This is a genomic window from Paenibacillus sp. FSL H7-0690, from assembly GCF_037980415.1.
Taxonomy (GTDB): Bacteria; Bacillota; Bacilli; order Paenibacillales; family Paenibacillaceae; genus Paenibacillus_AQ; species Paenibacillus_AQ odorifer.
Map to the genome: position 1 here is coordinate 2,385,498 of NZ_CP150281.1, position 24,521 is coordinate 2,410,018.

Annotated in this window: 26 protein-coding genes and 1 other RNA gene; 14 read left to right on the plus strand and 13 right to left on the minus strand. The window is 44.6% G+C overall.

The window, feature by feature from the left end; translation table 11 throughout:
* Window positions 1–22: 22 nt before the first annotated feature.
* From MHI32_RS10300 to MHI32_RS10320, 5 genes are all read left to right on the plus strand, one after another.
* On the plus strand, window positions 23–646 hold the full coding sequence (locus MHI32_RS10300; RefSeq protein ID WP_036689251.1) for a fumarylacetoacetate hydrolase family protein: 624 nt from the start codon (window positions 23–25) through the stop codon (window positions 644–646).
* A 22-nt stretch (window positions 647–668) separates the two neighbouring features.
* Complete coding sequence (locus MHI32_RS10305) at window positions 669–1,472, plus strand: DUF92 domain-containing protein (RefSeq protein ID WP_076184351.1); 804 nt, start codon at window positions 669–671, stop codon at window positions 1,470–1,472.
* Between the two features lie 44 nt (window positions 1,473–1,516).
* On the plus strand, window positions 1,517–2,086 hold the full coding sequence (locus MHI32_RS10310; RefSeq protein WP_036689257.1) for a TetR/AcrR family transcriptional regulator: 570 nt from the start codon (window positions 1,517–1,519) through the stop codon (window positions 2,084–2,086).
* 87 nt (window positions 2,087–2,173) lie between these two features.
* Window positions 2,174–4,108 carry an ABC-F family ATP-binding cassette domain-containing protein gene (locus MHI32_RS10315; RefSeq protein ID WP_340012292.1) on the plus strand — a complete coding sequence of 645 codons (1,935 nt, stop codon included), beginning with the start codon at window positions 2,174–2,176 and terminating at the stop codon, window positions 4,106–4,108.
* A gap of 42 nt (window positions 4,109–4,150) precedes the next feature.
* Window positions 4,151–4,636: a tetratricopeptide repeat protein gene (locus tag MHI32_RS10320; protein ID WP_256716069.1), complete on the plus strand. Its 486-nt coding sequence runs from the start codon at window positions 4,151–4,153 to the stop codon at window positions 4,634–4,636.
* A gap of 352 nt (window positions 4,637–4,988) precedes the next feature.
* Here MHI32_RS10320 and MHI32_RS10325 read toward each other — a convergent pair whose 3' ends face one another.
* The 6 genes from MHI32_RS10325 to MHI32_RS10350 form a co-directional block, all read right to left on the minus strand.
* The gene (locus tag MHI32_RS10325) at window positions 4,989–5,726 is read right to left on the minus strand and encodes a hypothetical protein (RefSeq protein WP_254857037.1); all 738 of its coding nucleotides are present in this window, start codon (window positions 5,724–5,726) and stop codon (window positions 4,989–4,991) included.
* Window positions 5,727–5,802: 76 nt separating this feature from the next.
* Window positions 5,803–6,843: a M42 family metallopeptidase gene (locus tag MHI32_RS10330; RefSeq protein WP_076184364.1), complete on the minus strand. Its 1,041-nt coding sequence runs from the start codon at window positions 6,841–6,843 to the stop codon at window positions 5,803–5,805.
* Window positions 6,844–6,845: 2 nt separating this feature from the next.
* A complete protein-coding gene (locus MHI32_RS10335; RefSeq protein ID WP_042126298.1) occupies window positions 6,846–7,157 on the minus strand; it encodes a lipopolysaccharide assembly protein LapA domain-containing protein in 312 nt (103 codons plus the stop codon).
* Between the two features lie 88 nt (window positions 7,158–7,245).
* A complete protein-coding gene (pepF, locus tag MHI32_RS10340; protein ID WP_076125113.1) occupies window positions 7,246–9,036 on the minus strand; it encodes an oligoendopeptidase F in 1,791 nt (596 codons plus the stop codon).
* 212 nt (window positions 9,037–9,248) lie between these two features.
* Complete coding sequence (locus tag MHI32_RS10345) at window positions 9,249–9,419, minus strand: hypothetical protein (RefSeq protein ID WP_036689267.1); 171 nt, start codon at window positions 9,417–9,419, stop codon at window positions 9,249–9,251.
* A 6-nt stretch (window positions 9,420–9,425) separates the two neighbouring features.
* Entirely contained in the window at window positions 9,426–9,659 is a 234-nt protein-coding gene (locus MHI32_RS10350; protein ID WP_036689271.1) for a hypothetical protein, read from the minus strand.
* 173 nt (window positions 9,660–9,832) lie between these two features.
* On the opposite strand from MHI32_RS10350, the gene MHI32_RS10355 reads away from it, so the two are divergent.
* Window positions 9,833–10,030, plus strand: a complete 198-nt coding sequence (locus MHI32_RS10355) for a cold shock domain-containing protein (RefSeq protein WP_036689272.1) — start codon at window positions 9,833–9,835, stop codon at window positions 10,028–10,030.
* Between the two features lie 214 nt (window positions 10,031–10,244).
* On the opposite strand, the gene MHI32_RS10360 is transcribed toward MHI32_RS10355, so the two are convergent.
* Window positions 10,245–11,495, minus strand: a complete 1,251-nt coding sequence (locus MHI32_RS10360) for an MFS transporter (protein WP_076125115.1) — start codon at window positions 11,493–11,495, stop codon at window positions 10,245–10,247.
* Window positions 11,496–11,688: 193 nt separating this feature from the next.
* On the opposite strand from MHI32_RS10360, the gene MHI32_RS10365 reads away from it, so the two are divergent.
* Together MHI32_RS10365 and pfkA are read left to right on the plus strand one after the other, a co-directional pair.
* Window positions 11,689–12,771, plus strand: a complete 1,083-nt coding sequence (locus MHI32_RS10365) for a tetraprenyl-beta-curcumene synthase family protein (RefSeq protein ID WP_036689648.1) — start codon at window positions 11,689–11,691, stop codon at window positions 12,769–12,771.
* Between the two features lie 66 nt (window positions 12,772–12,837).
* Window positions 12,838–13,809: a 6-phosphofructokinase gene (gene pfkA / locus MHI32_RS10370; RefSeq protein WP_036689277.1), complete on the plus strand. Its 972-nt coding sequence runs from the start codon at window positions 12,838–12,840 to the stop codon at window positions 13,807–13,809.
* 71 nt (window positions 13,810–13,880) lie between these two features.
* Here the strand turns inward: pfkA and MHI32_RS10375 are convergent, their stop codons facing one another.
* The 4 genes from MHI32_RS10375 to MHI32_RS10390 all read right to left on the minus strand — a co-directional run bounded on the left by MHI32_RS10375 (window position 13,881) and on the right by MHI32_RS10390 (window position 18,035).
* Window positions 13,881–15,254, minus strand: a complete 1,374-nt coding sequence (locus MHI32_RS10375) for an MATE family efflux transporter (RefSeq protein WP_340012295.1) — start codon at window positions 15,252–15,254, stop codon at window positions 13,881–13,883.
* A 135-nt stretch (window positions 15,255–15,389) separates the two neighbouring features.
* The gene (locus MHI32_RS10380) at window positions 15,390–16,601 is read right to left on the minus strand and encodes a putative glycoside hydrolase (RefSeq protein ID WP_076125118.1); all 1,212 of its coding nucleotides are present in this window, start codon (window positions 16,599–16,601) and stop codon (window positions 15,390–15,392) included.
* 231 nt (window positions 16,602–16,832) lie between these two features.
* Window positions 16,833–17,021, minus strand: coding sequence for a hypothetical protein (locus tag MHI32_RS10385; RefSeq protein ID WP_036689649.1), 189 nt, complete (start codon window positions 17,019–17,021; stop codon window positions 16,833–16,835).
* 180 nt (window positions 17,022–17,201) lie between these two features.
* The gene (locus tag MHI32_RS10390; protein WP_036689285.1) at window positions 17,202–18,035 is read right to left on the minus strand and encodes a YitT family protein; all 834 of its coding nucleotides are present in this window, start codon (window positions 18,033–18,035) and stop codon (window positions 17,202–17,204) included.
* A 335-nt stretch (window positions 18,036–18,370) separates the two neighbouring features.
* On the opposite strand from MHI32_RS10390, the gene MHI32_RS10395 reads away from it, so the two are divergent.
* Window positions 18,371–20,023, plus strand: coding sequence for a DEAD/DEAH box helicase (locus tag MHI32_RS10395; protein WP_036689288.1), 1,653 nt, complete (start codon window positions 18,371–18,373; stop codon window positions 20,021–20,023).
* Window positions 20,024–20,150: 127 nt separating this feature from the next.
* Here MHI32_RS10395 and MHI32_RS10400 read toward each other — a convergent pair whose 3' ends face one another.
* Window positions 20,151–20,249, minus strand: coding sequence for a hypothetical protein (locus MHI32_RS10400; RefSeq protein WP_036689290.1), 99 nt, complete (start codon window positions 20,247–20,249; stop codon window positions 20,151–20,153).
* 187 nt (window positions 20,250–20,436) lie between these two features.
* Here MHI32_RS10400 and MHI32_RS10405 point away from each other — a divergent pair, with 187 nt between their 5' ends.
* From MHI32_RS10405 to MHI32_RS10415, 3 genes are all read left to right on the plus strand, one after another.
* A complete protein-coding gene (locus MHI32_RS10405) occupies window positions 20,437–21,273 on the plus strand; it encodes a DUF624 domain-containing protein (RefSeq protein WP_076125120.1) in 837 nt (278 codons plus the stop codon).
* Window positions 21,274–21,377: 104 nt separating this feature from the next.
* A non-coding RNA gene (ssrS, locus tag MHI32_RS10410) (6S RNA) lies at window positions 21,378–21,569 on the plus strand.
* 159 nt (window positions 21,570–21,728) lie between these two features.
* Window positions 21,729–22,118, plus strand: a complete 390-nt coding sequence (locus MHI32_RS10415) for a DUF1499 domain-containing protein (protein ID WP_036689295.1) — start codon at window positions 21,729–21,731, stop codon at window positions 22,116–22,118.
* A gap of 189 nt (window positions 22,119–22,307) precedes the next feature.
* Here MHI32_RS10415 and tpx read toward each other — a convergent pair whose 3' ends face one another.
* A complete protein-coding gene (gene tpx, locus MHI32_RS10420; RefSeq protein ID WP_076125122.1) occupies window positions 22,308–22,826 on the minus strand; it encodes a thiol peroxidase in 519 nt (172 codons plus the stop codon).
* Window positions 22,827–22,943: 117 nt separating this feature from the next.
* Between tpx and MHI32_RS10425 the strand changes: the two genes are divergently transcribed.
* Together MHI32_RS10425 and MHI32_RS10430 are read left to right on the plus strand one after the other, a co-directional pair.
* On the plus strand, window positions 22,944–23,579 hold the full coding sequence (locus MHI32_RS10425) for a rhomboid family intramembrane serine protease (RefSeq protein ID WP_076125160.1): 636 nt from the start codon (window positions 22,944–22,946) through the stop codon (window positions 23,577–23,579).
* Between the two features lie 4 nt (window positions 23,580–23,583).
* The gene (locus MHI32_RS10430) at window positions 23,584–24,498 is read left to right on the plus strand and encodes a LysR family transcriptional regulator (protein WP_076125124.1); all 915 of its coding nucleotides are present in this window, start codon (window positions 23,584–23,586) and stop codon (window positions 24,496–24,498) included.
* Window positions 24,499–24,521: the final 23 nt, after the last annotated feature.

A 24,521-nucleotide genomic window follows, 5' to 3' on the forward strand; every position in this document is an offset into this window, starting at 1 on the left:
TGGGAAAGAGAGCTGACTGTTTATGTGCGCTGCTGTTAATAATCTATATTGTGTTGGACGCAACTACAAGCTACACGCGGAGGAATTGGGTAACAATGTGCCCGTGGAGCCGCTCATCTTCATGAAGCCCTCACATGCGGCTGTTTCCCTCGATAAAGCAGTAATTAAGCTGCCAAAGGATGCGGGTCAGATTCATTATGAAGGTGAACTTGTACTGCGTATTGCACGTGATTATACACCAGGCATGAGCGTGGAGGATCTGGTAGATGTAATGGCACTGGGACTGGATTTCACGCTGCGTGATGTGCATAATGATCTGCAGAAGAAAGGTTTGCCGTGGACGCCAGCTAAAGGCTTTAAAAATGCCGCACCACTCACCCCTTACATAGCGTTTCCAGATAAGGAAGAGCTGGAGGGAACTGATTTTACAGTGGTGAAAAATGGGGTGGAAGTACAACGCGGCAATGTTAAAAACATGATTTTTTCACTTCAAAAAATTGTTGATTTTATCGCGGAGCGCTACGGGTTAGGGAAAGACGATGTGATATTTACAGGTACTCCGGCAGGCGTGGGTCCTACTGTAGCTGGCGACGCTTTCGAGCTGTACTGGGGCGACAAGCTGATGGGGACTTGCCTGATCGGTTAATAGATCTGTTGGAGATGAATCTATGCAGTGGGTTATTGGCGCTTTAGGCGCTTTGATTGTTGCGGGAGCGGCATATTGGAAGCAGTCTTTAAGTCTCTCTGGCATGATTGCCGCGGTAGTGATGGGCACTATTTATTTTGGTGCCGGAAATGCTTTTTGGTTTGGGATATTGCTGATCTTCTTCATCACTTCAAGCCTGCTGTCCAAACTTCATCATGATAATAAAGCAGAATTAGAGCTGACGTATGCTAAGACGGGCCGCCGCGATGCCGGGCAGGTCTTTGCTAACGGTGGACTTGGCATGGTTCTGGTTTTTCTGAATGCGATCTTCCCGAATGAGCTATGGGGGTTCCTATTTATTGGTGTAATGGCTACAGTAACCTCGGATACATGGGCTACGGAGATCGGAACACTGAGCAAGAAACCGCCTCGTTCTGTCCTTACGGGTAAAGTTCTTCCTGCCGGAGCTTCGGGTGGTGTATCCAGCTTGGGTACGCTGGCGGCAGCAGCAGGAGGCGCACTCATCGGTGCGTCAGCTTGGCTGCTGCGTATGATATCCGGCATGCCGGATCACTCTTTCGTGCTGCTTACCCTAGCAGGACTTGCCGGAGGATTAGTCGGCGCCTTTGCCGACTCTATCCTTGGTGCAACCGTGCAGCAGATGAACCGCTGTACCGTATGCGGCCGCGAAGTGGAAGGCTCACAGCATTGTGGGGCTCCAGCTGTACACGCAAGAGGCTGGAAGTGGATGAGCAATGACGCAGTCAATGCCATCAGCTCTATCCTAGGAGGTGCGGCAGCCTTACTGCTGAGCATGATCATTTAGCATTTGAATTTAAGCTTTGAACGGCACAGTTTAGGGAGGGACCGATGAGTAGCACATCCAATCAAAAACATACTGCTATTCTGGATGCCGCATACGAGCTCTTCGGTTCAGGTGGATTTTACGAAACGAAGATGTCGGAAGTGGCGGAGCAAGCCGGGATAGCAAAGGGCACCGTTTATTTATACTTCAAGAGCAAGGAAGAATTATTCATGGCAGTGACTCGCCGCGATTGTGAGGGATTTCTCCTGCAATTACAGGAAAGGCTGAAGGCTAGTGATACTTTGGCCGGTAAACTGTCGATCATTGCTAAACATCACCTGAATTATTATTATGAACGCAAGCGGCATACGAAGCTCTTTTTCCGTGCCCCTAACAATAATCCTGAATTAGTGGCGTATATGACTCAATTTATGGAGCAGTACATGCAAGATGTGGTCAAGGTATTATTAGAAGGTGGAGCATCCGAGCCTGAGCTTATGGCACAGTCCTACATAGGGATGCTGGATCGTTTGAAGATGGATATTTTATTTGATCCGTCTTTTACGGAGGAGGACGCGTATAAACGCGCTGATTTCGCTGCTGGTCTTTTTATTAGAGGGGCCATGATCACCTGAATTTTGGATAGGATGATAGACCGGATAAATAGCATTGGTTAGATGCGGGCCGGTTTTATGAAAATATAAGGCAAGCGAGGAAATAGCATGAATATTATGACCGTGGAACATCTTTCCAAGAGTTATGGCGAGAAAGTACTCTTTAGCGACGCTTCATTTGGTATGGACGATCGGGATAAAATTGGCTTGATCGGTGTGAATGGAACGGGTAAATCAACCTTTTTACGGATTATTGCCGATCTGGATACTCCGGATGGTGGACAAATTGCCATCGGGAATAATGTAAGAGTACAATATTTGGCGCAGAATCCTCCTTATGATCCTATGAATACAGTTTTGCAGCAAGTGTTCGCCGGGGATGATCCAGACCTTGCTACCATGCGTGAGTATATGGAGACTATGTCCCAGCTTGAACAGCAGCCTGGTAATGCTGAACTGGAAGGAAAACTAGTAAAGATTGGGCAGGCGATCGACGCTGCGGGAACATGGCATTTGGAGAGTGAAGCCAAAAGCGTGCTTACCAAGCTAGGCATCTTAAAGTTTGATGCGTTAATGGACACACTTTCTGGTGGACAACGTAAACGTGTGGCTCTGGCAGCTGCACTGATTACCCCCTCTGAACTGCTGATTCTTGATGAGCCTACCAACCATATTGATACGGATTCCGTGGCTTGGTTGGAGCAATATTTGCAGAAACGGCGCGGCGCTCTTTTGATGGTGACGCATGATCGTTACTTCCTAGAGCGTGTGGCAAGTGTCATGCTAGAGCTGGATGGTGGCCAGCTTTATCGGTATGAAGCTAACTATTCACGGTTTTTAGAGCTTAAAGCCGATCGCGAAGAACGAGAAGCCTCTGCCGAACAGAAGCGTAAGAACCTGCTGCGTACAGAGCTGGCTTGGATTCGTCGCGGTGCCAAAGCCCGTTCAACGAAACAGAAGGCAAGAATCGACCGCTTCGAAAAGCTGAAAGAGAGTACAGGAAGCAGCTCGAACGGTTCATTGGATATTTCTGTGGCTTCTACACGTTTAGGGCGCAAGATCATTGAAATTAATGACCTGTCGAAAGCGTTGGATGGTCGTCAGCTAATCAAAGATCTCAGCTATATCGCTGTACCTCAGGATAGAGTGGGCATCGTCGGCCCGAACGGCAGCGGCAAATCCACACTCTTAAATATGATTGCAGGTCAGCTGCAACCCGATAAAGGTGAAGTTCAGCTTGGCGCTACGGTTAAGCTTGGTTACTTTACACAAGAGCATCAGGATATGGATGACAGCATGCGTGCCATTGAATACGTGAAGGAAGAAGCAGAAGTGATACGGACAGCAGATGGCAGTGTGATTACGGCTGGTCAAATGCTGGAACGCTTCTTGTTCCCTCCTGCGATGCAGTGGACACCGATCTCCAAGCTGTCCGGGGGCGAAAAAAGACGCTTGTATCTGCTTCGTGTATTGATGGGAGCGCCTAACGTATTGCTTTTGGATGAACCTACGAACGATTTGGATATCGGCACATTGGCTGTTTTGGAAGATTATCTGGATGAATTTCCGGGTGTCGTCTTTACCGTATCCCATGACCGTTATTTCTTGGACCGTACGATAGATAAGCTGATTGCTTTTGAAAATGGCGATATCCGGATTCACGTTGGCGATTATACGGAATATGAAGAATGGCTGGCCAAAAATGTACCGTCACGCATTGGAGAACCGAACAAAGAAGGAAGCTCAAAGCAAAAAGAGGCCGCGGACACTGCCAGCAACCCTGCAGCTTCAACGGCTCCCAAAACAAAACTCAAATTCAGCTTCAAGGAACAGCGTGAATATGAGGGCATTGATGAGCAAATTGAGCTTGCAGAGCAACGTTTGACGGATATTAGTGTACAGATGGAGGCGGCTTTTGCTGACTCTGGAAGGCTGCAGGAGCTAGTAGAGGAGCAACGCCTAGCCGAAGCAGAGCTGGAGCGTCTTATGGAACGCTGGACCTATCTGAACGAGCTTGCGGAGAAAATCGCTGGTAAGGCTTAAACCCGTTGGATAGCTTTGAATGAAAATAGGGGAGGGCTCTGTGTGGAAGATAAACTTAAAGCTGCCGTAGCCCTACGCAACGCTGGTAAAGCGGAAGAAGCCCAAATGATGCTGTTTGAGCTATATGAGCAGAATGCTGGGGACGCTGAACTTCTATATCAATTGGCCTGGACGCATGATGTGCTGGGTTTGGAGCGGGCGGCAGTACCCTTTTATGAGAAAAGCTTGGCGTTAGGATTACCTTCTGAGCAGAGAGTTGGCGCTCTATTGGGACTGGGCAGCACCTACCGGACACTCGGAGAATACGAGAAGTCAAAAGGTCTTCTGATGCAGGCTGTTCAGGAGTACCCGGAGAATAAGGAATTTCCGGCGTTCCTAGCCATGACCTTGCACAATCTTGGAGAGCATAGTCAAGCGATGGAGCTGCTGCTTAAGCTGTTGGCAGAAACCTCTGCGGATGAAGGGATAAGAAGTTACAGTAAGGCCATTTCTTATTATTCAGATAAGCTGGAGCAAGTCTGGGATTGATGCTTGTTTTTAGATCACATTAATACTTACGAAGTACTATCCGGACACCACTGACCTTAAACGCAGCATTATTGCACATTTGGAATGTTAACGGACACCACAGTCGCTATTGACACTAAAAGCACCCGATACGTTCCTTTTTTGCGTGAATAACGTCGCTTGGGTCCGAAACAATGCTCCAAAGGCTAATAATTTGCGAATAACGCCATCTGGGTCCGTAAGCACCAGCCGTAAGTGATGACCACCGGAAAGTCCGGCAGTGTCTGTTGAAGAACAAGCGAACCACCAATAAAAAAAAAGAGTAGGGTCCTCCACTAATTGGAGAATTCTACTCTTTTATTTTTCTACTTATTTATTTCGTTCCGTCCACAGCAATCATTTGTACTACAGACCGAGAATCGCCGGGTACAATGATTTCCTTCGCATTCATCTGGGAAGAGCCATCTCCGTCCAAGAAGATGCCCTCCAGACCCTTAGCAGGAACTGTCTGGAGGATCGCTGAGCGGAACTCTGCCGCTGTTGAGAGCGTTGGGGTAACAATCAGCCAGAGCTTTCCTGTGTTGTCATACACCATGCCTGAGCGCAGGCGTTTCTCATCAGCGTAAGGAAGATGCTCTTCAGCTACTGCCGCTTCCCATAAGTCTTCGTGTCCCAGATTCATACTAATGCCACCTTGCGCAAAATAATGCTGGCGATCAGTAATCTTCAATTCTTCTCCAGAAGAGACAACCTGTACGGAGAAGCTACGGCTGGCACCATCCCAGACAAGGGTTCCACGTGCGTATTTAGCATTGAACCAGCCAGACCCATAACCCTTCTGGGCTCCGTTGACTGGAGTATCATTCATGATAGCCATGGATAAAAGCGCATCTTGATAGAAAAAACCACCGTTAATCCCATATGCATTAACTTGCCGTAAAGGGACACCCGCGGCCCTGAGCTTAATATCCTCAGGTGAAAGTGACATCATATAGAGCTGCACGTTATCTGTACTCACTGTTTCCAAAAAGCTATAGGCGTGAGGAAGACCTTTAAAGGGATCTTCCTTATGATTTCTAAATACCAGAAACAACGATAGCGCTAACCCCACTATCAATAACACCAGAAGTGAGACGATAAGTCCCTGTCTGCGCCTCCAGAGCTGGTTCAGCTTGCCAGAGCTACCCTCAGTTTGTCCCCACATAAGCAGCGAGAAGCTTAGCAGTGTTCACTACAGCTTGCTTATGCGTACGTTCCATGGAGTGAGAGGCATGTACACCTGGGCCAATCAATGCTGCACGGATATTGTTTCCGCCTCTGAGCGCTGCGGAAGCATCGGAGCCGTACATAGGATAAATATCAACGGCATAAGGAATTGCTAGTGCTTCTGCCAGTTCAATCAAACGACCTGTCATAACATAATCGTAAGGGCCGGAAGAGTCTTTAGCACAGATGGATACATCGGTTTCTTTACAGCTGAGATCATCACCCATGGCGCCCATATCGACGGCAATCATTTCATTGATTTCACCAGGAATCCAAGCTGTACCATGTCCCACTTCCTCGTAGTTAGAGATGAGGAAAGAAAGGTTGTGGAGAGGTTTCCAGCCTTCACGTTTAATACTTTCCAGCAATCCGAGAAGGGCAGCCACGCTTGCTTTGTCATCTAAATGACGGGATTTAATGTAGCCGCTAGGCGTAATCACTGCACGTGCATCGAAAGAAATGAAATCTCCGACGGAAATGCCAAGCTTGAGTACGTCTTCTTTAGAAGATACCAGCTCATCAATACGTACTTCCATGTTCTCCTCTGATCGTTTGAAGTCACGAGCGTCTGGATATACGTGTACAGATGGATGGCTGGTTAAGATGGTTCCTGTATAAGTTTTGCCGCTACGGGTATGGATCGTGCAGTATTCATTCTCAATGCTGTGCATGGCGAAGCCACCCACAGAGGTCAGACGCAGTGTGCCATTAGCTTTAATCGAGCGGACCATGGCACCAAGTGTATCCACGTGAGCGCTGATGCCAATAGTACGAGAGGGATCTAAGCCAGGGACGTTAAGGATTACGCCGCCTTTTTCATTCCAGCTTAAAGGTACGTTCAGCGCAGCTGCTTCTTCAGCAACTAGTGTCATTACCTGTGCGGTGAAACCGCTTGGGCTGGGGGTGTCGAGTAATTTTTTTAGGATGGAAAGTATGTAGTCTTCATTAGGTTGAATGGTAATCATTAGTTAAGCCCTCCTGTTAAGCCATCATTGTCTGTGTTAAAAGAATCCAGTGAAGTGTCGGCATCACGAAGCTTGGTAAGCTCAGCAGTTAAGCTTTTAATTTGCTTTTGTAGTTTGTATTGACGAAAAATGCCGTAAGAGCCCACGATGATTCCGCCAATTAACGCGCAGCCAAGAATAACGAGTATAAGTGGTATATTAACCACATCAAAACCGAAATTGACTTGAACGGGATCAACGTTGATGACTGCGAATATGGCGGTTAGCAGCGCGAAGATTAGACCCGCAATTAGTGACCATTGAATTCTCATTGAATTCTTCCTCCTCAGGGGGATATAACAATATAAAATCCCCTGCCCAGATAGGGCAAGGGATTAATGTAATACTAAGCTCTCTGCCTTATTTGGTCAACTGTTCCATTTGCTCGATAACACTTTCGAACACACTCATCGCTTCGCGAATCGGCTCAGGAGACGACATATCAACGCCTGCTTTTGACAAAATATTGATGGAGTAATCACTGCCACCGCTCTTCAGGAAGCCGAGGTAACGATCTACCGCCGGTTTACCTTCTTCAAGGATTTGTTTGGCAAAGCTAGTCGCTGCCGAGAAGCCTGTTGCATATTTGTAAACATAGAAGCTGTTATAGAAATGCGGAATTCGTGCCCATTCCATCTCGATATCCTGATCCACAACCATTTCTTTGCCGTAGTATTTGACATTCAGGTCGTAGTAGATACTCGAAAGATCTTGTGGGGTAAGCGAATCGCCCTCTTCAACACGCTGATGAATGATCTTTTCGAATTCTGCGAACATTGTTTGCCGGAAAATCGTTGTCCGGAACTGATCGGCATAGTAAGTGAGCAGATACATTTTTTCCTTAGGATCTGTAGACTTTTTGAGTAGATAATCCATAAGCAAAGCTTCATTGGTAGTTGAAGCAACCTCTGCAAGGAAAATGGTATACTGTGCATCCCGATAGTTCAGAGCGTTGTCTGAAAAATAAGAGTGTAGAGCATGACCCATCTCATGTGCCAGAGTAAACATACTGTTCAGATTATCGTTATGGTTCAGCAGGACGTATGGGTGTGTGCCATAAGGGCCCCAGCTGTATGCTCCAGAGCGTTTATTCTCGTTCTCATAGACATCAATCCAGCCATTGTCGTAGCCTTTTTGCAGCACATTCAGATAATCTTCACCCAGCGGTTTGAGGCCTTCTTTGGTAATTTTCTTCGCTTCTTCGTACGTGATATCCAGCTTATATTCATCTACTAGTGGTGCAAATAGGTCATACATATGTAACTCATCCACACCAAGCAGCTTTTGACGCAACTTCATGTAACGGTGCATTAAAGGAAGACTTTCATGAATCGTATCAATCAGGTTGGTGTATACCTCTTTTGGAATGTTATCACCGTAGAGAGACATTTCCATTACAGATGGATACTTGCGGACGTGTGAGAAAAAGACGTTTTTGTTCACATTGGCGCTAAGCGTTGCTGCGATGGTGTTTTTTTGCTTACGATAGGTGTCATAGACTGCTTTAAAAGCATTTCGGCGAACCTCGCGATCGGAGCTTTCCAAGAACTTGATATAGTTGCCGTGAGTCAGCTCGACCTCTTTGCCATCTTCATCTTTAATCTTAGGGAATTTCAGATCTGCGTTGTTCAGCATACTAAAAATATTCTGAGGCGCTTGTGCTAGGTTTCCAACTTGGGCAAGCAGAGCTTCCTCAGCCTTGGACAATACATGCGCTTTCTCACGTTTCATCTCTTTTAAAGTGAAGGTGTAAGCGGACAGTTCAGGATCAGCAATAAATTGATCCAGCTTCTCAATAGGCAGTGCCAAGATTTCTGGGGTTACAAAAGAAAAGGCTTCGCCTGCTTCGATCCCAAGCTTCTTCGCTTTGGAGGACAAAGCTTGATATTCAGGATTAGCAGTGTCTTCATCCTGACGCATATGAGCATAGACAAAAAGTCGCTCAGTGGAGACGGACAGCTTGTCATCCAGCTCAAAACATTGTTTCACAGCTTCTGCGGAATCAAGTTTACCTTGGAAATCAGCAGCTTTTTTGATCAGTGATTTAGCTTCAGCATATTCTGCATCCCAATCCTTCTGAGAGGCAAATATATCTTCAAGCTTCCAACGATTCTCAGCAGGTACTTCACTTCTCTTCAATAATTGTTCCATAGAAACCCTCCTAGAATGATGAGATGTAGTAGGCATAATCTCCCTCGGCAATACTGTGGATGATATTTCACCCGGTAGCAAGCTGAGCACAAGTAGAAGAGGGATGGACTTGAGTGTAATAGGCATGACGTCCTCCTCTTTGAAAAGTAGAGTCAGCTTATTATGTCCTGCTAAGTCCTGATTATTAATATTTAGTCTTCTTTATATGGTAGTTATGCCAACAAGCTATAAATAACAAAGATGAAAGCAAACAGAATCATTACGACCGCAGCCATGGCCATGCCCCGCTTTAGTTTCGGCGGGACACGATCCTTGGTCATAATTAATACTGCGCCTAGACAGAGGACTAGGACAACATAAATCGTGAGATTTTCGTTATTCATTTCCTGTTATACCTGTTTGAAAGCTGCAATGATGTTTTTGTACTCTTCTTCATTGTCTTTATAAGATTCTTTGTTGAAGCGGTTATTCACCCATTGCATCATCGCTGGACGACTCAGGAAGGTATGTGTTTCTTCTCCCCATTGATCGGAAATTTCGCGGAGTACAATGTAGCGGCCTTGAACTTCTACCGTCATCATATTCCATTTGTCTGTTTTGTATATTTCATGTTTTTTGATCATTATCATTACCACCCTGGCGATTTTTAGCTTTTGGCTCAATGATAACGCACTGGAGAAGGGAAAAGCAAATTAAATCATATATTAAGGGTTGGGTTTGATTGATTTGAACAGAAGATTGCAGTATACTATAGTTATACGCCATATATGGCGGTTATTTTTAGGAGGTTGTTCAATTGAAAGGTACAGTAAAATGGTTTAACGCAGAAAAAGGTTATGGTTTTCTTCAAGTAGAAGGCGGCGAAGATGTATTCGTACACTTCTCAGCAATTCAAGGTGAAGGATTCAAGACTTTGGACGAAGGTCAAGAAGTAGAATTCGACATCACTGATGGTAGTCGCGGACCGCAAGCTGAAAACGTAGTAAAATTATAAGAAACAGCAGGACAGTTAAGCTGTCTGCTACAAATATATAATTTACTTGGCAAGCCCTTGCAAGAGTGGTTACCAACTTACAGAACACAGTTCTTTCGGGAACTGTGTTTTTTTACGCCCACTATAGATGTTCTCCTAAATGAAAAAGGTCGTTGCACTCCATTGAAGGGGAGTGCAACGACCTCTTTGTATTATGGAATAATACCAACCCTAATTATAGGGAGGCTTTTTTGTTCTTTTTTCTGAAATAATTGATCGGCTCCAGGTTGGATTTCAATAAATGCTGTCCCAGAAACCCTGCAAAAGCAAGCAAGCTGAAACCCGTAGCCACTATATAAAAAATATAACGCCCCGCCTCTTGATAAATAATGCCGCCAAAGGTACCGCTAAGCAGCCCAGAGGCACTTGACCAAACGACGGTGAAAATGGCAAGACCTGTTGCCCGAAGGCGATCCGGGATAATCCGGGTGATATAACGGACAGATGTTACATAAAAAACACCAAATGATATACTGTGCATGGCTTGAATGGCAATCATTGAGCCTGGATGATCCGCCAGGGACATCAAAAGAAAACGCAGAGCATACATCAGACTCCCCAAGGCCAGCAAGGGCAATTCTTTGAATTTGTCGCCGTATCTGCTGAGGATAAATAATACAGGGATTTCACTAAGAGCTGACGCGAGCAATGCCCAGCCAATGATTTCCTCACCTGCGCCTAGTTGTTTTAGACTGATCGTCAGAAAGGCTTCGTTCATTCTATGGCCTAACGCGAGTACAAACACACAGCCGAAGAACCACAGCACCTCTTTTTGCAACAATATATCTTTAAGTCCATTTTTGCTATTATCAGCTTCAGCTGTGTCCTTATCTTGATTCGTTGTTTCTATAACAGCAGGTCTTTTAACATCCTTAAGACCTAGGGTAATTAAAAGTGCAGCAATAATGATGATGATACATAGGGTCAAGCTCCAAGTAGAGCCCAATGCTCTTAATGCATAGCCAACGGTTAGAGCAAAGAAAGAATAGCCTAAGGAGCCAAAAACGCGAATGGTAATGAAGTTCCGTCCGTGTCTTTCGGCAACTTTGATAGCCATTGTATCGGCAAGCGGAAAAACTGGGTAATAGAAGAAGTAGAAGAAGGACAAAATAAGCATGACAGATGAAAATTCGGCCGCTCTGGCTAATAGAAGACCAGTTACTAATTGACCCGCAAGTAGTATGAACATGATCTTTCGAACGGTGCCTAACTTATCGCTTATCATACTCCAGAATAGATTGGATAGGATGGAGATAAGGGGGCCGAGGGAATACAAGTAGCCTATCTGAGAACTGCTAAACCCTAAATGTGTGTAGAATAAAGGAAAGTAGGATACTACAAGGACGCTGGTACCATATATGGTAAAGAGAAAGGAACGCAGCCAGTTTTGATCACTGTAAAGGCTGCCGGTCCGTTTTGAAAACATGGATTGCACTCCTCCGAAATTGAAATATGCCTAGTATAGCATAAAGCAATGGGGAGATGTTTTTAAAAACTGCTGTATTTCTGAATCTTTCATGATTTTACGAAAGTGATTTTGTTGTTTGTACAAATACGCCTGATCATATTATAATAAGTGGTGATTTGGATAAGGAGACAACAATGTGGAGGCACTGTCATTGAGTGAATTAGAGCAAGGCCGTTACCTTAGCCCGCGTGGTCCACTGGGACTTATGAACAGGGTCTATAAGTACGTGCTGCCGGAAGTGAGAGAATGTCTCCATTTCTGGCGCCAAGATGCGAACGGGATTCCCGATCCCGAGCTCCGGAAGCAAGCACTTGCCAGCATTGAAACTAAAGAGTTTCATTGCATAGGCGGTGGTATTTATGCCGCCGGCAATTTATCGATGAAACATATACTGATTCCGCTAATTGTTGCTTATCAAACTATCAGTGATTATCTGGACAACTTATGTGATCGCAGTACTTCGCTTGATCCTGCAGATTTCAGGCTGCTGCATCAATCTATGCTGGATGCTATTGATCCAAATGCTGAGCCAGGTAATTATTATGCGCTTCGAAGTGAACAGAATGACGGCGGATATTTGTACAGGCTGGTTCGTAAATGCCAAGAAATGATTTCTTTGTTGCCAGGTTATTCCGCTGCTGCAGCGGAGATTCGAGAACTGGCTGTGCTCTATACAGATTTACAAGTGTATAAGCACATCCGCCCGGAACTCAGGGAAACAGCCCTGAAGGAGTGGTGGGAGGAACAGGGCAGTCGAGCGCCGCATCTGCAATGGAATGAGTTTTCGGCTGCAACGGGATCAACACTAGGTGTATTTATGTTATTTCTTTCCGCATGTGATCCGAAGCTGAACCAAGCTTCTGCGGCTTCGATTCGAGCCGCCTATTTTCCGCATGTATGTGGTCTGCACATTATGCTGGATTATCTGATTGATCAGGAAGAGGACCGAGCAGGCGGTGATCTTAATTTCTGCAATTATTATGATGACACGGATACCATGCTGAGTCGGATCGCTGCAATGGTTGAGTGGGCCCGTAAGGATGTTCGTAATCTTCCAGAGTCTTCGATGCATCGTATGGTGATTGAGGGATTGCTGGCACTTTATTTATCTGATCCCAAAGTTAGCGAACAGCGGGAAGTTCGCTCTGTATCTAAAAGCCTGATGAAAGGCAGTCCGCTTACAAGACTGTTCTTCTTCGCTAACAGCCGTTGGATACGCAAACGCTTTTTGTAACCATGTCGCGAAGTTGTTTTTATAAGATGTATCAGGCTTCGCACAATTTTAAGGAGGAACAACAGAATGTCTAAAATTCAAAAAATCGCAGTATTGACTAGTGGTGGAGATTCACAGGGAATGAACGCCGCTGTTCGTGCGGTTGTAAGAAGCGCACTTTATTTCGGTATTGAGGTATTTGGGGTGCAACGTGGTTATCAAGGTCTGCTGAATCGCGATATTTTCCCAATGGATCTTCGCAGTGTAGGGGATATTATTCAACGTGGCGGTACTGTTCTGCAGTCTGCAAGATGTCTGGAGTTCACGAAACCGGAAGGACAACAAAAAGGCGCGGATATCCTTAATGAACTGGGTATCGATGGTCTAGTAGTTATCGGTGGAGATGGTTCTTATAAAGGAGCTAACAAATTAAGTAAACTTGGTATCAAGACTATGGCTTTGCCAGGTACGATTGATAACGATATCTCCTTCACAGACTACACTATCGGGTTTGATACAGCGGTTGGCGTTGTTGTAGACGCTATTAACAAGTTGCGTGACACTATGTCCTCCCATGAACGTTCTTCGATTGTAGAGGTTATGGGACGCCACTGTGGCGATATCGCGCTGCATGCTGGACTGGCTTCCGGAGCAGAAACAATTCTTGTGCCGGAAATGCCGTATGATTTGAATGAAGTTGCTGACCGGATGCGCGATAACTTTATCAGAGGTAAACGTCACAGTATCGTAATTGTTGCCGAAGGCGTTGGCAAAGGTGAAGATGTGGCTCAAGCTCTGAAAGACCGTCATGCTTCTCTGGATGCACGTGTTACTGTACTCGGACATATCCAACGTGGTGGAACACCAACTCCTGGAGACCGGAATCTGGCTAGCCGTCTTGGCGATTTTGCCGTACGTAAGCTAATCGAAGGTGAATCCGACAAGGCTTGTGGTATCATCAAAGGTGAATTAACCCTTACGGATATTGATCTCGTTGTGAATACGAAAAAGGGCTTTGACCTGGAGCTGTACGAGCTGGCTTCCCGTCTTTCCCAATAATTAGCGACCCTATATATAAAAAGGAACAGCTGCGAAATTCGCACTGTTCCTTTTTTGTGTAATATGGATCGTTAACTCTGTGGTTGTTCCTGTGTGTATTGTGCGGCATAACGCCGTTGAACTTTGATAAGCCGAGACAATAGCAGGGTCGCACCGATGGCAAGACCGGTGATAAGACCAATCCAGTAGCCGAATGCTCCTAGATCTGTATAAGTTGCAAGTATATAACCTGTAGGTAAGCCAATTACCCAATAGGCAATAAAACAAATGATAAAGGCTGGGTTAACATCCTTATATCCGCGAAGCGCCCCTTGAGTAGGTGTAGCAATTGCATCTGAGATTTGAAAAAAGATTGCATAGATCAGGAAATGCTGAATCAACGAGATGACATCGGGTTCATCTGAATATAGACCAGCTACATGATTTCCGGCAAACAAGAGTAATAAAGCTGTGGCCAGCGAAAGGATTGCCGCCAGCCCGATACCCATTATGGCATATTGGCGTGCATCCTTTTGTCTGCCAGACCCGGTCTCGAAGCCGACGAGGATGGTAAGGCTGATGCAAATACTGAGCGGAATCATATAGAGTGTTGTTGCAAAATTGATTGCTGCCTGATGCGCGGCAATTGTTACGGTGTCAAATCGGCTCATTAACAAGGTTACAGCGGAAAAGACAGCCGTTTCGAAAAAAATCGAGAAACCGATGGGTACTCCGATTTTGAGCAAATCTTTAATGCTGTTTAACGATATGAAGTAGAAATTACGGAATAATCTGAGATTTACAAAGGCCTGAGAACGATATATGAACAGTAGAGCAACGGCAAATATAACCCAATAGGTAATGGCTGAAGCTACGCCTGCACCAACACCCCCGAGACGAGGGAATCCGAAGTTCCCGAAGATGAGCAAATAGTTCAAACCTACATTTACAGGCAAAGCTATTAGTGTAATACACATGGATACGCGTGTTTGTCCTAAAGCGTCTATACAGCTACGAAGTACCGTATATCCAAACAGGGGGATAATTCCGAACGAAATAGCACGGAGGAAGCGGAAAGCAACATCTCTTACACCAGGCTCCAAGTTCATAAAATTAAGAATAGGTGACAAGGCAAAGCTGCCAATCAGCAAGACGATGATCGAAACAATTAGTGACAGCCAAATACCTTGTGTGACTTGAAAGGCGACATCCTTATCTTTTTTGCTCCCGATGAGCTGTGAGACAATAGGTGTGATCCCCATAAGAATACCGCTGAGACCGGTTTGGATTGGAATCCAAAGACTAGTTCCTATCGCAACTCCTGCCAGATCGACGGTCCCGAATTTACCGGACATATTAGTATCAAAGAAGGTGATCGCGGATAAAGCAATTTGTGTAACAAGGATTGGGAATAAAATATGAAAAAATTGTCCTGCCTTTTGTTTTAAAGAGGTGGTCTGTATCATAATTCTGTGCCTCATTCTTTATGATTTTTCATGGAATAGGTTAAATAGTTCAATAAGTTTCCGTTAAAAGACCCGGCAGACGCCGGGTCTTTAGCATACGTATATCAGATCAGCTATAAATAATAAGGGCTGTATTCATTGTTTTTCGTAATCAACATCGGCTGTATAGCGATTGTTGGCGTTCCAGAGAAGGAACTCATCCACGTTCTCATCTTTTAAAGCGCGGATTTGATCTTCCACCTGTTTTTTACCATATTTCACATAATGACCACTTCCGAGCCAGCTTGCTGTAAAGTCTTGAATCCAAGGCCGAATAACGGGTTTGTAGCTGCCCAGTGGATCAAGCTTCTTATGTGTATCAACCATGGAGCCTTTGATTGTAGCGTAAGGATCTAAGTCGGGCTCTTTCACGCCAAACCATCCCGTTGAATAGTGACTTGGATAAACCATTGGACTGATAACATCCACATTCTTGGATATTTTAACAAAGTCTTGGCCGATACCCTCAGCAGGGGCAGATGCGGCATATCCAAAAATATCTACGGACACACGGACACCAAGTGGAGCTAGCTCTGCTTTGGCATATTTAACAAAATTAGATACTATTTCTACGCGTGAATCACTGGTTTTAGTGTATTTAAGGGTTTCAGCACGTTTTTCGAATCCTTCCGGAAAACGAACATAGTCGAACTGAATTTCTTTGAAGCCGAGCTTGACAGCCTCCTTGGCGATATCCACATTGTATTTCCAAACATCTTCATTATAAGGATTAACAAAGCTGTCGCCGCCTTTATTCTTCCATACAGTGCCATCAGAATTAACAAAAGACATCTGCGGGTTCTTCTTGGCAAGAATGGAATCTTTAAAAACAACAATCCGGGCGATAGGATAAACATCATGTTTCTTCAAACGTTCCATTAACTTGCTGATATCTCCAATAAAAGGCTGAGGGTTACCGAGCTTCTGAAGGTCGGCATTATCGGTCTTATATGTGATATAACCCGCATCGTCCTTAATGTCTATAACCATTGAGTTAAGTTCGGTTTGGTCAAGCAATGTAAGCAGCTTTTCCATTCGTTCCCCACCAGCACTGTAGGCGGTAACATAAATGCCTTTTACTTTGGGTGCATCTGGCTGTGGATCGGTGTGTAACATACTTTCTGAGTTTGTTGCTTCAGGTGAAGCGCTTGGAGCTGGAGTTGCTACATTCGAATTGTTGTTTTGTTGTGCAATGATGGGGGGATTCATGGCGGACTTCAAAGCGATCGCCACTTCAGCGTCATGTTGGTTCTGTTGTACGCCTACGCTTCCCAAGGCCATCATCAGTAGAGCCCAGGTGATGTTCATTCGTTTTTCTCTCCCTTTATGTACTTTCCCCTAAATTATATAGGAACGGTTGCTCCCAAAAAGAACAGTGTTGTAACAATATTAGCTCAGATTGGGAATAAAAAACCGCCTTTGTTGTTTATAAACGAGATGTATGGATTCGAAACGGTATGAAAAAAGTAAATGCCGCCTTAAATCGGCAACAGGGCCGAACCCAAGGCGGCAACTATCAAGACTTCTCTTGCGGCTTGCTCATTGAAGATACGCAGAATTCTGATGTTCACAGATGCTGTAATGGATAATATCCATGGCATCTGCAGGTTCCAGAATACTTAGCCCGTCTCGCAGAACGATTACTGAATTTAATTCGTCCTGTTTGAGAAACGGCATCATATCAGGATACCACCTCATGACGATTGCTGACAGTTTTACCGTTTCCATTTCCACAAAAATCACCCTTTCCTTTTTCGATAGTTCTGAATAGATTCAGTGTTCATCGGAAAACGAAGTGCTTTGGAAAAAAGAGGGGTAAATCTCAATCTTTATGAAATTGTTAGGGTTCTGCGTGTGTATAATATATCATAATTCTGAGTTTGGTGCATTTTCCAATACTAGGAATTTTTATTTCCTCATTTTGTCTTTCCGGAAGGAGCCCATGACACCCACTGTTTCAACAATATTTACAAAAGCTTGAGGATCTGTCGTGCGGATGATACGTTGCAGCTCTGCAAGTTCGTAGCGGGTTGTTACCGTCATTAGCATGTCCTTTTCAACGTGAGAATAAGCGCCTTCTGTTTTAATCTTTGTGACACCTCGTTGAAGGCCTATTAGATGTTGCAGTAATTCATCTGTACGGTTTGTTACAATATATACGGTTACTTTTAAGTGGCTGATATGAATCATATCCAACACTTTACCTGTTACATATATAGATACCATTGATGAAAGTGCTAAATTCCAGTTCTGGTCAAGATAAGCGGCCGCCAGGATAACTAGTCCATTTAAACTTACCACTACATTACCGACCGGGAAATCACGGTATTTAGTGATAATTGAACCCAAGATGTCAAAACCTCCGGAAGAACCTCCTGCACGAAAGGAGATACCACAGCCAATCCCAACAAGAACTCCGCCAAATACAGAGGACAGCAGCATATCTGTAGCCACCAGATGCTCAGGAATCACCGTTAAGAACCAGGTTGTAAACACAACGGACAACATGCTCATAATAATAAATCTCCGGCCTAACTGGAACCAGCCAGCAGCCAGCAGAGGAATATTAAAGAGCAAGTATAGGAGGCTTATGTTTAATGGAGTGAAATAACCCACTAACATGGAAAGCCCAGATACGCCACCACTTAGTAAACGGTGTGGAATTAAAAATAGATTAAATCCACTGGCGATTAGTGCTGCCCCTAAAAAAACAACCAAACAATTCAAAATCTGTCTTAACAAGTAAATCCACCCTTATATATATATTTAAAAAAATAAAACATGAAAGCAATGAAAAGAAAGGAACCCACTGGTATTCTCACATGTGTTTGTGATATAATGTATAGGATATTCTTGAGTAGAACGTTACAATGGTATTTTTGCATTGCATCGGATGTAAAGCTACAGTTGCTCAGGTACAACAAGGTACCTGATGATTAGGGAGGCTTTTCGTCCCAAAAGCGCTATATCATGCAGAAAATAGAGCATGATTGGACAGCCTATAAATGTGTTTACCGCTACTTAAGAATACAGACAAGCATGTGGAATGTCCACTGTATAGAAGGAGCATGAATAATTTGAAAACATTCGCAGAATTTGGCTTGGAGCCAAAAGTGCTACAAGCAATCACAGAGTTAGGATTTGAGGAGGCAACACCGATACAGGAACAGTCGATCCCATTAGCATTGACTGGGTCGGATCTGATCGGTCAAGCTCAGACTGGTACAGGTAAGACTGCTGCTTTTGGTATCCCCCTCATTTCGAAGATTAACCGTGAAGACGAAAAAATCTTGGCCCTTATTATGGCACCAACTCGTGAGTTGGCCATCCAAGTGTCAGAAGAAATTGGCAAGCTAAGCCGTTTCAAAGGTCTTCGCTCGTTGGCGATTTATGGCGGACAGGATATTGGACGTCAAATCCGTGGATTGAAAAAGAAACCACAAATCATTATTGGTACACCTGGTCGTTTGCTCGATCACATCAACCGTAAAACGATCCGTTTGGATGATGTTCAAACCGTTGTATTGGATGAAGCAGATGAAATGCTGGATATGGGCTTTATGGAAGATATTCAGACGATCTTGAAGCTCGTTCCTGTAGAACGTCAAACCATGTTGTTCTCTGCTACAATGCCACCAAACATTCAACGCCTAGCTCAACAATTTCTTAACAACCCGCAACATGTCTCCGTTATTCCGAAACAAATCAGTGCCCCACTGATTGATCAAGCTTATGTGGAAGTGCCTGAGCGTCAAAAGTTTGAAGCTCTTAGTCGTTTGATTGATATGGAATCACCTGAATTAGCTATCGTATTCGGACGTACTAAGCGCCGGGTTGATGAGCTTGCTGAAGCTTTGCAAAAACGCGGATATTCTGCTGATGGATTGCATGGTGACTTGTCACAGAACCAACGTGATGCTGTAATGCGTAAATTCCGTGATGGCAGCATTGACGTGCTGGTAGCTACTGACGTAGCGGCACGTGGTCTGGACGTATCCGGCGTAACTCACGTAATTAACTTTGACTTGCCACAAGATCCTGAAAGCTATGTACACCGTATTGGTCGTACAGGACGCGCAGGTAAAGAAGGTACGGCTTGGTCATTCGTTACTCCACGCGAAATCGATCACCTGCATTTGATCGAACGTGTTACTCGTCACCGGATTACTCGTAAACCTTTGCCAACAATGGCTGAAGCTATTGAAGGTAAACAACGCGTTACTGCTGAGCGTTTGCTTGAAGTGGTAGAAAGCGGAGAATTGAACGAGTACAAAGGAATTTCTATTCAATTGCTTGAGCAATATGATTCCGTACAATTGTTGTCCGCAGCTATGAAGCTTCTCACTGGCGACAAGAAGGATTCCGCAATTGAATTGACTCCTGAAGATCCAATTCGTGCTAAACGTCGTGGTGGCAAAAACGATATCCGCAGTGGCCGTAAACCTAATGGTGGTTATGGCGGAAACCGTGGTACTTCCGGTGGCAGCGGTAGCGGTGGCGGATACCGTGGTAACCGTGATAATAACGGTGGCGGTAGTCGTGGTGGCTATAGCAGCGGTGGCAGCAACTACGGTAGCGGCAGTGGCGGCTATGGCGGTGGCTATAAAGGCAACCGTGATGGCGCACCAGCTCGTGACGGTGGTGCAAACCGCAGCGCAGAGCGTAAACCATACACTCGTCCAAGCAGCACGAGCACTCGTCCTGCAAAACGTGAAGATTTCGATAATTAATACTTCGTCAAGATACCAAAGAAGACGAGATGCCGCATTGCGGTTCTCGTCTTCTTTTTGCTGAAATATAAGGATGTTTGGTGAATTGTTGTGTCCTTAGTAGGGCGCGAATTTGTTTTGTGAGATATTAGTATCCGAATGTACGAGTGATGATAACGAGCAAGATAAACAATACGAGGATCGTGCCTGTAGAAGTCCAACCGCCGAAGCCAACAGGTGTAGACATGAGATAACCTCCTTTAGAATGTGGGGATTTTGGTATTTCTTTATGGTTACAATCCTAATATATGGACTATAAAGGCTTTACGTATAGACGATAGTCTATAATTCAGAAAGTTGGGCTATGGAAATGAGGAGGTCAAATGAGGTATAGTTAAGATATGTAGTATGTAAGAGACAGAGGAGGAAGGGAATTGGAGTTTAAAGGAGCAATGGGCGGCTTATACCGCGTCACAGAATGGATTTCACGTATCGCAGGAAGTAATATCTTATGGGCACTATGTTCCGCCCCGTTTTTGTTTTTTGGTGTTTTAAAGATGATTATGTTAGGGACAGGCGCAGGTGGAGCGAACGAGCAAATTACATTGAACTGGGCAATGGGGATTCTAGCGCCCTTTACGGTGTTTCCAGCTTCAGCCGCTTTATTTACTGTAGTACGTAAGTGGGTAATGGGGAATACGGATGTAGGAACTTTTCGTACATTTTTTCAGGGGTATAAAGAGAACTATGTAAAAAGTATGCTCGGAGGAGTTATCTATACATTGATGTTCGTTGTTATGTACGTTGATGTAACAGTTTACATGACACAAATGCCTAACTTCAGAATTGTTGGTATTTTGATGTTGGTGCTGATGATACTTTTGTCGGTATCCATGTTTAACTTCTTTTCCATTGTGGTTCATTACCAAATGGGCTTCAAGCAAGTGATGACCAATTCTATATTGCTGACTATAGCACGCCCAATTCGTGTGTTCTCTACATTGATTGCAGCCGCGGTTCTTGTTTATATCGGTCTTAGATATCCGGCTCTGTATTTCATTTGTATTCCAACGTTGATTGCAATGGCGGCCTTCTTTAACTTCTACGCTACTTATAATAAGCTACAGCTGCAAGTAGAAAAGAAGAAACTGAAAGAGCAGGAAGAAGCAGAAGCAGCAGCATTGAACAATCGGGCAGATGAATATGACGACGATGACGATGATGATGACTACGAGGATGAAATTGATGAAAAGGACACCAAACGCATTTAACAAAATGCTGGATTAAGCGTTGGATATTTCTAGGTAATTAATTCCTGTGTAAAAATAAAGCGCATACAGGTTTACTTTTTCGTTAAAACGCAATATAATAATAACAAATCCTGCGATGTACGTTACGGTTACTCGTTGTTTTGAACCAATGATAATGTCTTGGGAGATCTACACGAAGCGCAGCTGAACCGCCCTGTCTATATGACTTGGGGAATTCAAAAACGTTTTCTGCGATCACCCACCTGCTCTAGCAGGTTCAGAAGACACTGTAGCCGGACGGCATAAGCGGGTTTTCTCTTGTTTAAGCCAAGGCGCCCTGTTTCCCGTGAATAATGGGAGCGGGCGCTTTTTTGTATGTCTGGAATAAAGGGAAAGTGAGTTATACCCTTTTGTTCCTGAGACAAGAGTGTTACACTTAGAATAATGAACTTGGGATTTGTAGAGGGGGAAGAATTTTGTCGTTAAAAAGAACCTTGGTTGGCTTATTCCGCAGTCATGATGGAACAAGCGACCGCGCCAAAGATCCGACATTAAAAACGCGTTATTACAATCTAACTAAAGACAAAGCATGGGAAGAAGTTTCATCAACTTTAAAGAAAGTTCCTGGATTTAAGGTGCTTCACGAAGTGGAGTCTGTAGGGGAGATTACTCTTGAGAAAAGAACGGCATTTGGCCGTACGCTGGACATTACGGTATCGGTGCTAAATACGACGCCTGTTCGTTGTGGTGTAGACATGTATTCTGCATCTAGAGGTTCACTTGGTGATCTCGGGGCGAATTACCGTGTGATTCAACGCTTGTATGCATCTTTGGACAAAAAATTAGGAAAATACAAAGCAGACTGATTTTTAGAGGCCCGTCAAACCCTTCTTGCTTAGGGATAGTATGAATGCGTTTACGTAAACGGTGAGCTGCTCAGTGTGTTATCGATAAATCTTTCTATTACAAAAAAAGCGGGAGAAGGATGGACCTTCTGCCGCTTTTTTAACAGAGATAATTAAGTATTGTTGGAATAACCGCTACTGATTAAAGAATTAGAGCAGCTTCTTCACAGCAGCAATAGCATCTTCATAGTTAGGGTGCTCGGTCATTTCACTCAAATATTCAACATATACGATCTTGTCGTTCTTATCCAGAACAAAGATGGAGCGCATATCTAAGCGGAATTCTTTAATCAGCACACCATAGGCTTGTCCAAATGAGGTTGCTTTGTGGTCGGATAGAGTAATTACTCGATCGATACCGGCAGCACCGCACCAGCGAGCTTGGGCAAACGGCAGGTCCGTGCTTACCGTGAGAATTACCACATCGTCACCAAGCTCTGCGGCTTCACTGTTGAACCGGCGGGTCTGTGCGTCACATACCCCGGTATCAAGAGAAGGGACAACACTGATTAGCTTGATTTTACCGGCATAATCACTTAGAGACACGTCTTCTAGAAGATTCTTGCTCAGAACAAAATCGGGTGCAGGATCACCAGCTGTTAGCTTAGGTCCTACGAGAGTGATGGGGTTGCCTTTAAAAGTAGCTACGCCTGTTTTTTCTTGCGTCATATCCTTGTTTTCCTCCTCGAATTATAATATTGGATTCTTACTGCCACAATAAATTATAATCTTAATAGCAGGAAGATGTCCAACCGGACAAGATATATATGTAAAGGGATGGGTGTTATGATATTTATTCGATACGAAAATTGGAAAAGTTATGTCCGGTATTATCCGGTAACCTGTCTGCTCATATTGGCCAATGTGATCATGTTTATCCTGACGGTAATTAACGGAGGATCAACTAATATTCAAACGCTTATTGATTTTGGTGCTATAGTTGATGTGAGTCCGTACAAAGAGGAACTGTGGCGCTATCTGGCCGCTATTTTTTTACATAATGGGTTTTCCCATCTGTTCTTTAATTGCTTCGCTCTCCTGGTGTTTGCACCGCCTCTGGAGCGATTGCTGGGCTGGTGGCGTTATGCGCTGCTCTATGTGGCGGGTGGTTTTCTGGCAAATCTGCTTACAATTGCGATTAGTGCCCGCTCAGTTGTGGAGGTTGGTACGGTTTCGGTTGGCGCTTCTGGAGCAATCTACGCCATTTATGGTGCATTTTTATACATTGCCGTTATTCAACGGGCGATGATGGATGAGGGCTCGCGTAAGACTTTATACGGATTGCTAATGATCGGGATCATTATGTCGTTTGCTACACCGAATGTGAATTGGGTTGCACATCTCGGAGGTTTGGTTTCTGGCTTTTTCGTATATGGGCTAATTATTCGTATATTCAAAAAAAGCCTAAGACAGGGGCGATGATGGAGTGGAGCTAAGACAGCTGCAATATTTTTTAAAGGTAGCTCAAAAAGAACACGTAACAAGAGCGGCAGAAGAGCTTCATGTAGCGCAGTCTGCGGTAAGCCGTCAGATTCATCAGCTGGAGCAAGAGCTTGGGGTTGATCTATTCATGCAAAAAGGGCGCAATCTGCAGCTTACCCCTGTTGGGCAGCTCTTTTGCAAGAAGGTTGAGAGTATCCTTAAGGAGTTGGAGCATTCAGTAAATGAGGTGCATGAATTTCTGGATCCCGAGCGTGGTGAGATTCGGATTGGATTCCCGCATAGCCTTGGCACACATCTAATCCCGACTATCGTTGCAGATTTTCGTAAGTATTATCCTCATGTCAAATTTCGTTTTAAACAAGGATCTTACCCTTCTTTGATAAAAGACGTATTGTCTGGCGAAGTGGATTTAACTTTCATTTCGCCTTTTCCGGAGAATGATGAGCATGTCTCGGGGGATATTGTAATGACTGAAGAGTTGTTTGCGATTCTTCCTCAGAATCACCGGCTGGCAGGAGAATCTGAAATTCGGTTGGAACAGCTGCAAAAAGAGAAGTTTGTTCTATTCAGCCAAGGCTATTCGTTGAGACCTATCGTTTGGCAAGCTTGCTTGCAGGCGGGATTCCAACCGCAGATTGCTTTTGAAGGTGGAGAGACCGATACCATTCGTGGTTTGGTGGCCGCAGGGATGGGTGTAAGCCTGCTTCCGGAGATGGCGTTCTATCAGACGAATCCTCTTCAACCAGCCCAGGTGAAGGTTGTGGAGCCTGCGGTGACGAGAACGGTTGGCTTGATCTACCGTACAGATAGTAAATTACCGCTGGTGGCACGTTCCTTTCGGACTTTTTTAATCTCCTACTTTAAAGCTAGGCAAAATAATACCCCGGTCGGCTCTTAGCCTTCCGGGGTTTTTGTTGTTTA

Excerpts from the sequence above, each read along its gene's own strand:
- MHI32_RS10300 (WP_036689251.1), top strand. The coding sequence starts at position 23 with ATGTGCGCTGCTGTTAATAATCTATATTGTGTTGGACGCAACTACAAG.
- MHI32_RS10305 (WP_076184351.1), top strand. The coding sequence starts at position 669 with ATGCAGTGGGTTATTGGCGCTTTAGGCGCTTTGATTGTTGCGGGAGCG.
- MHI32_RS10310 (WP_036689257.1), top strand. The coding sequence starts at position 1,517 with ATGAGTAGCACATCCAATCAAAAACATACTGCTATTCTGGATGCCGCA.
- MHI32_RS10315 (WP_340012292.1), top strand. The coding sequence starts at position 2,174 with ATGAATATTATGACCGTGGAACATCTTTCCAAGAGTTATGGCGAGAAA.
- MHI32_RS10335 (WP_042126298.1), bottom strand. The coding sequence starts at position 7,157 with ATGAGAATTCAATGGTCACTAATTGCGGGTCTAATCTTCGCGCTGCTA.
- pepF (WP_076125113.1), bottom strand. The coding sequence starts at position 9,036 with ATGGAACAATTATTGAAGAGAAGTGAAGTACCTGCTGAGAATCGTTGG.
- MHI32_RS10345 (WP_036689267.1), bottom strand. The coding sequence starts at position 9,419 with ATGAATAACGAAAATCTCACGATTTATGTTGTCCTAGTCCTCTGTCTA.
- MHI32_RS10350 (WP_036689271.1), bottom strand. The coding sequence starts at position 9,659 with ATGATCAAAAAACATGAAATATACAAAACAGACAAATGGAATATGATG.
- MHI32_RS10360 (WP_076125115.1), bottom strand. The coding sequence starts at position 11,495 with ATGTTTTCAAAACGGACCGGCAGCCTTTACAGTGATCAAAACTGGCTG.
- pfkA (WP_036689277.1), top strand. The coding sequence starts at position 12,838 with ATGTCTAAAATTCAAAAAATCGCAGTATTGACTAGTGGTGGAGATTCA.
- MHI32_RS10375 (WP_340012295.1), bottom strand. The coding sequence starts at position 15,254 with ATGATACAGACCACCTCTTTAAAACAAAAGGCAGGACAATTTTTTCAT.
- MHI32_RS10380 (WP_076125118.1), bottom strand. The coding sequence starts at position 16,601 with ATGAACATCACCTGGGCTCTACTGATGATGGCCTTGGGAAGCGTAGGC.
- MHI32_RS10385 (WP_036689649.1), bottom strand. The coding sequence starts at position 17,021 with ATGGAAACGGTAAAACTGTCAGCAATCGTCATGAGGTGGTATCCTGAT.
- MHI32_RS10400 (WP_036689290.1), bottom strand. The coding sequence starts at position 20,249 with ATGTCTACACCTGTTGGCTTCGGCGGTTGGACTTCTACAGGCACGATC.
- tpx (WP_076125122.1), bottom strand. The coding sequence starts at position 22,826 with ATGACGCAAGAAAAAACAGGCGTAGCTACTTTTAAAGGCAACCCCATC.
- MHI32_RS10425 (WP_076125160.1), top strand. The coding sequence starts at position 22,944 with ATGATATTTATTCGATACGAAAATTGGAAAAGTTATGTCCGGTATTAT.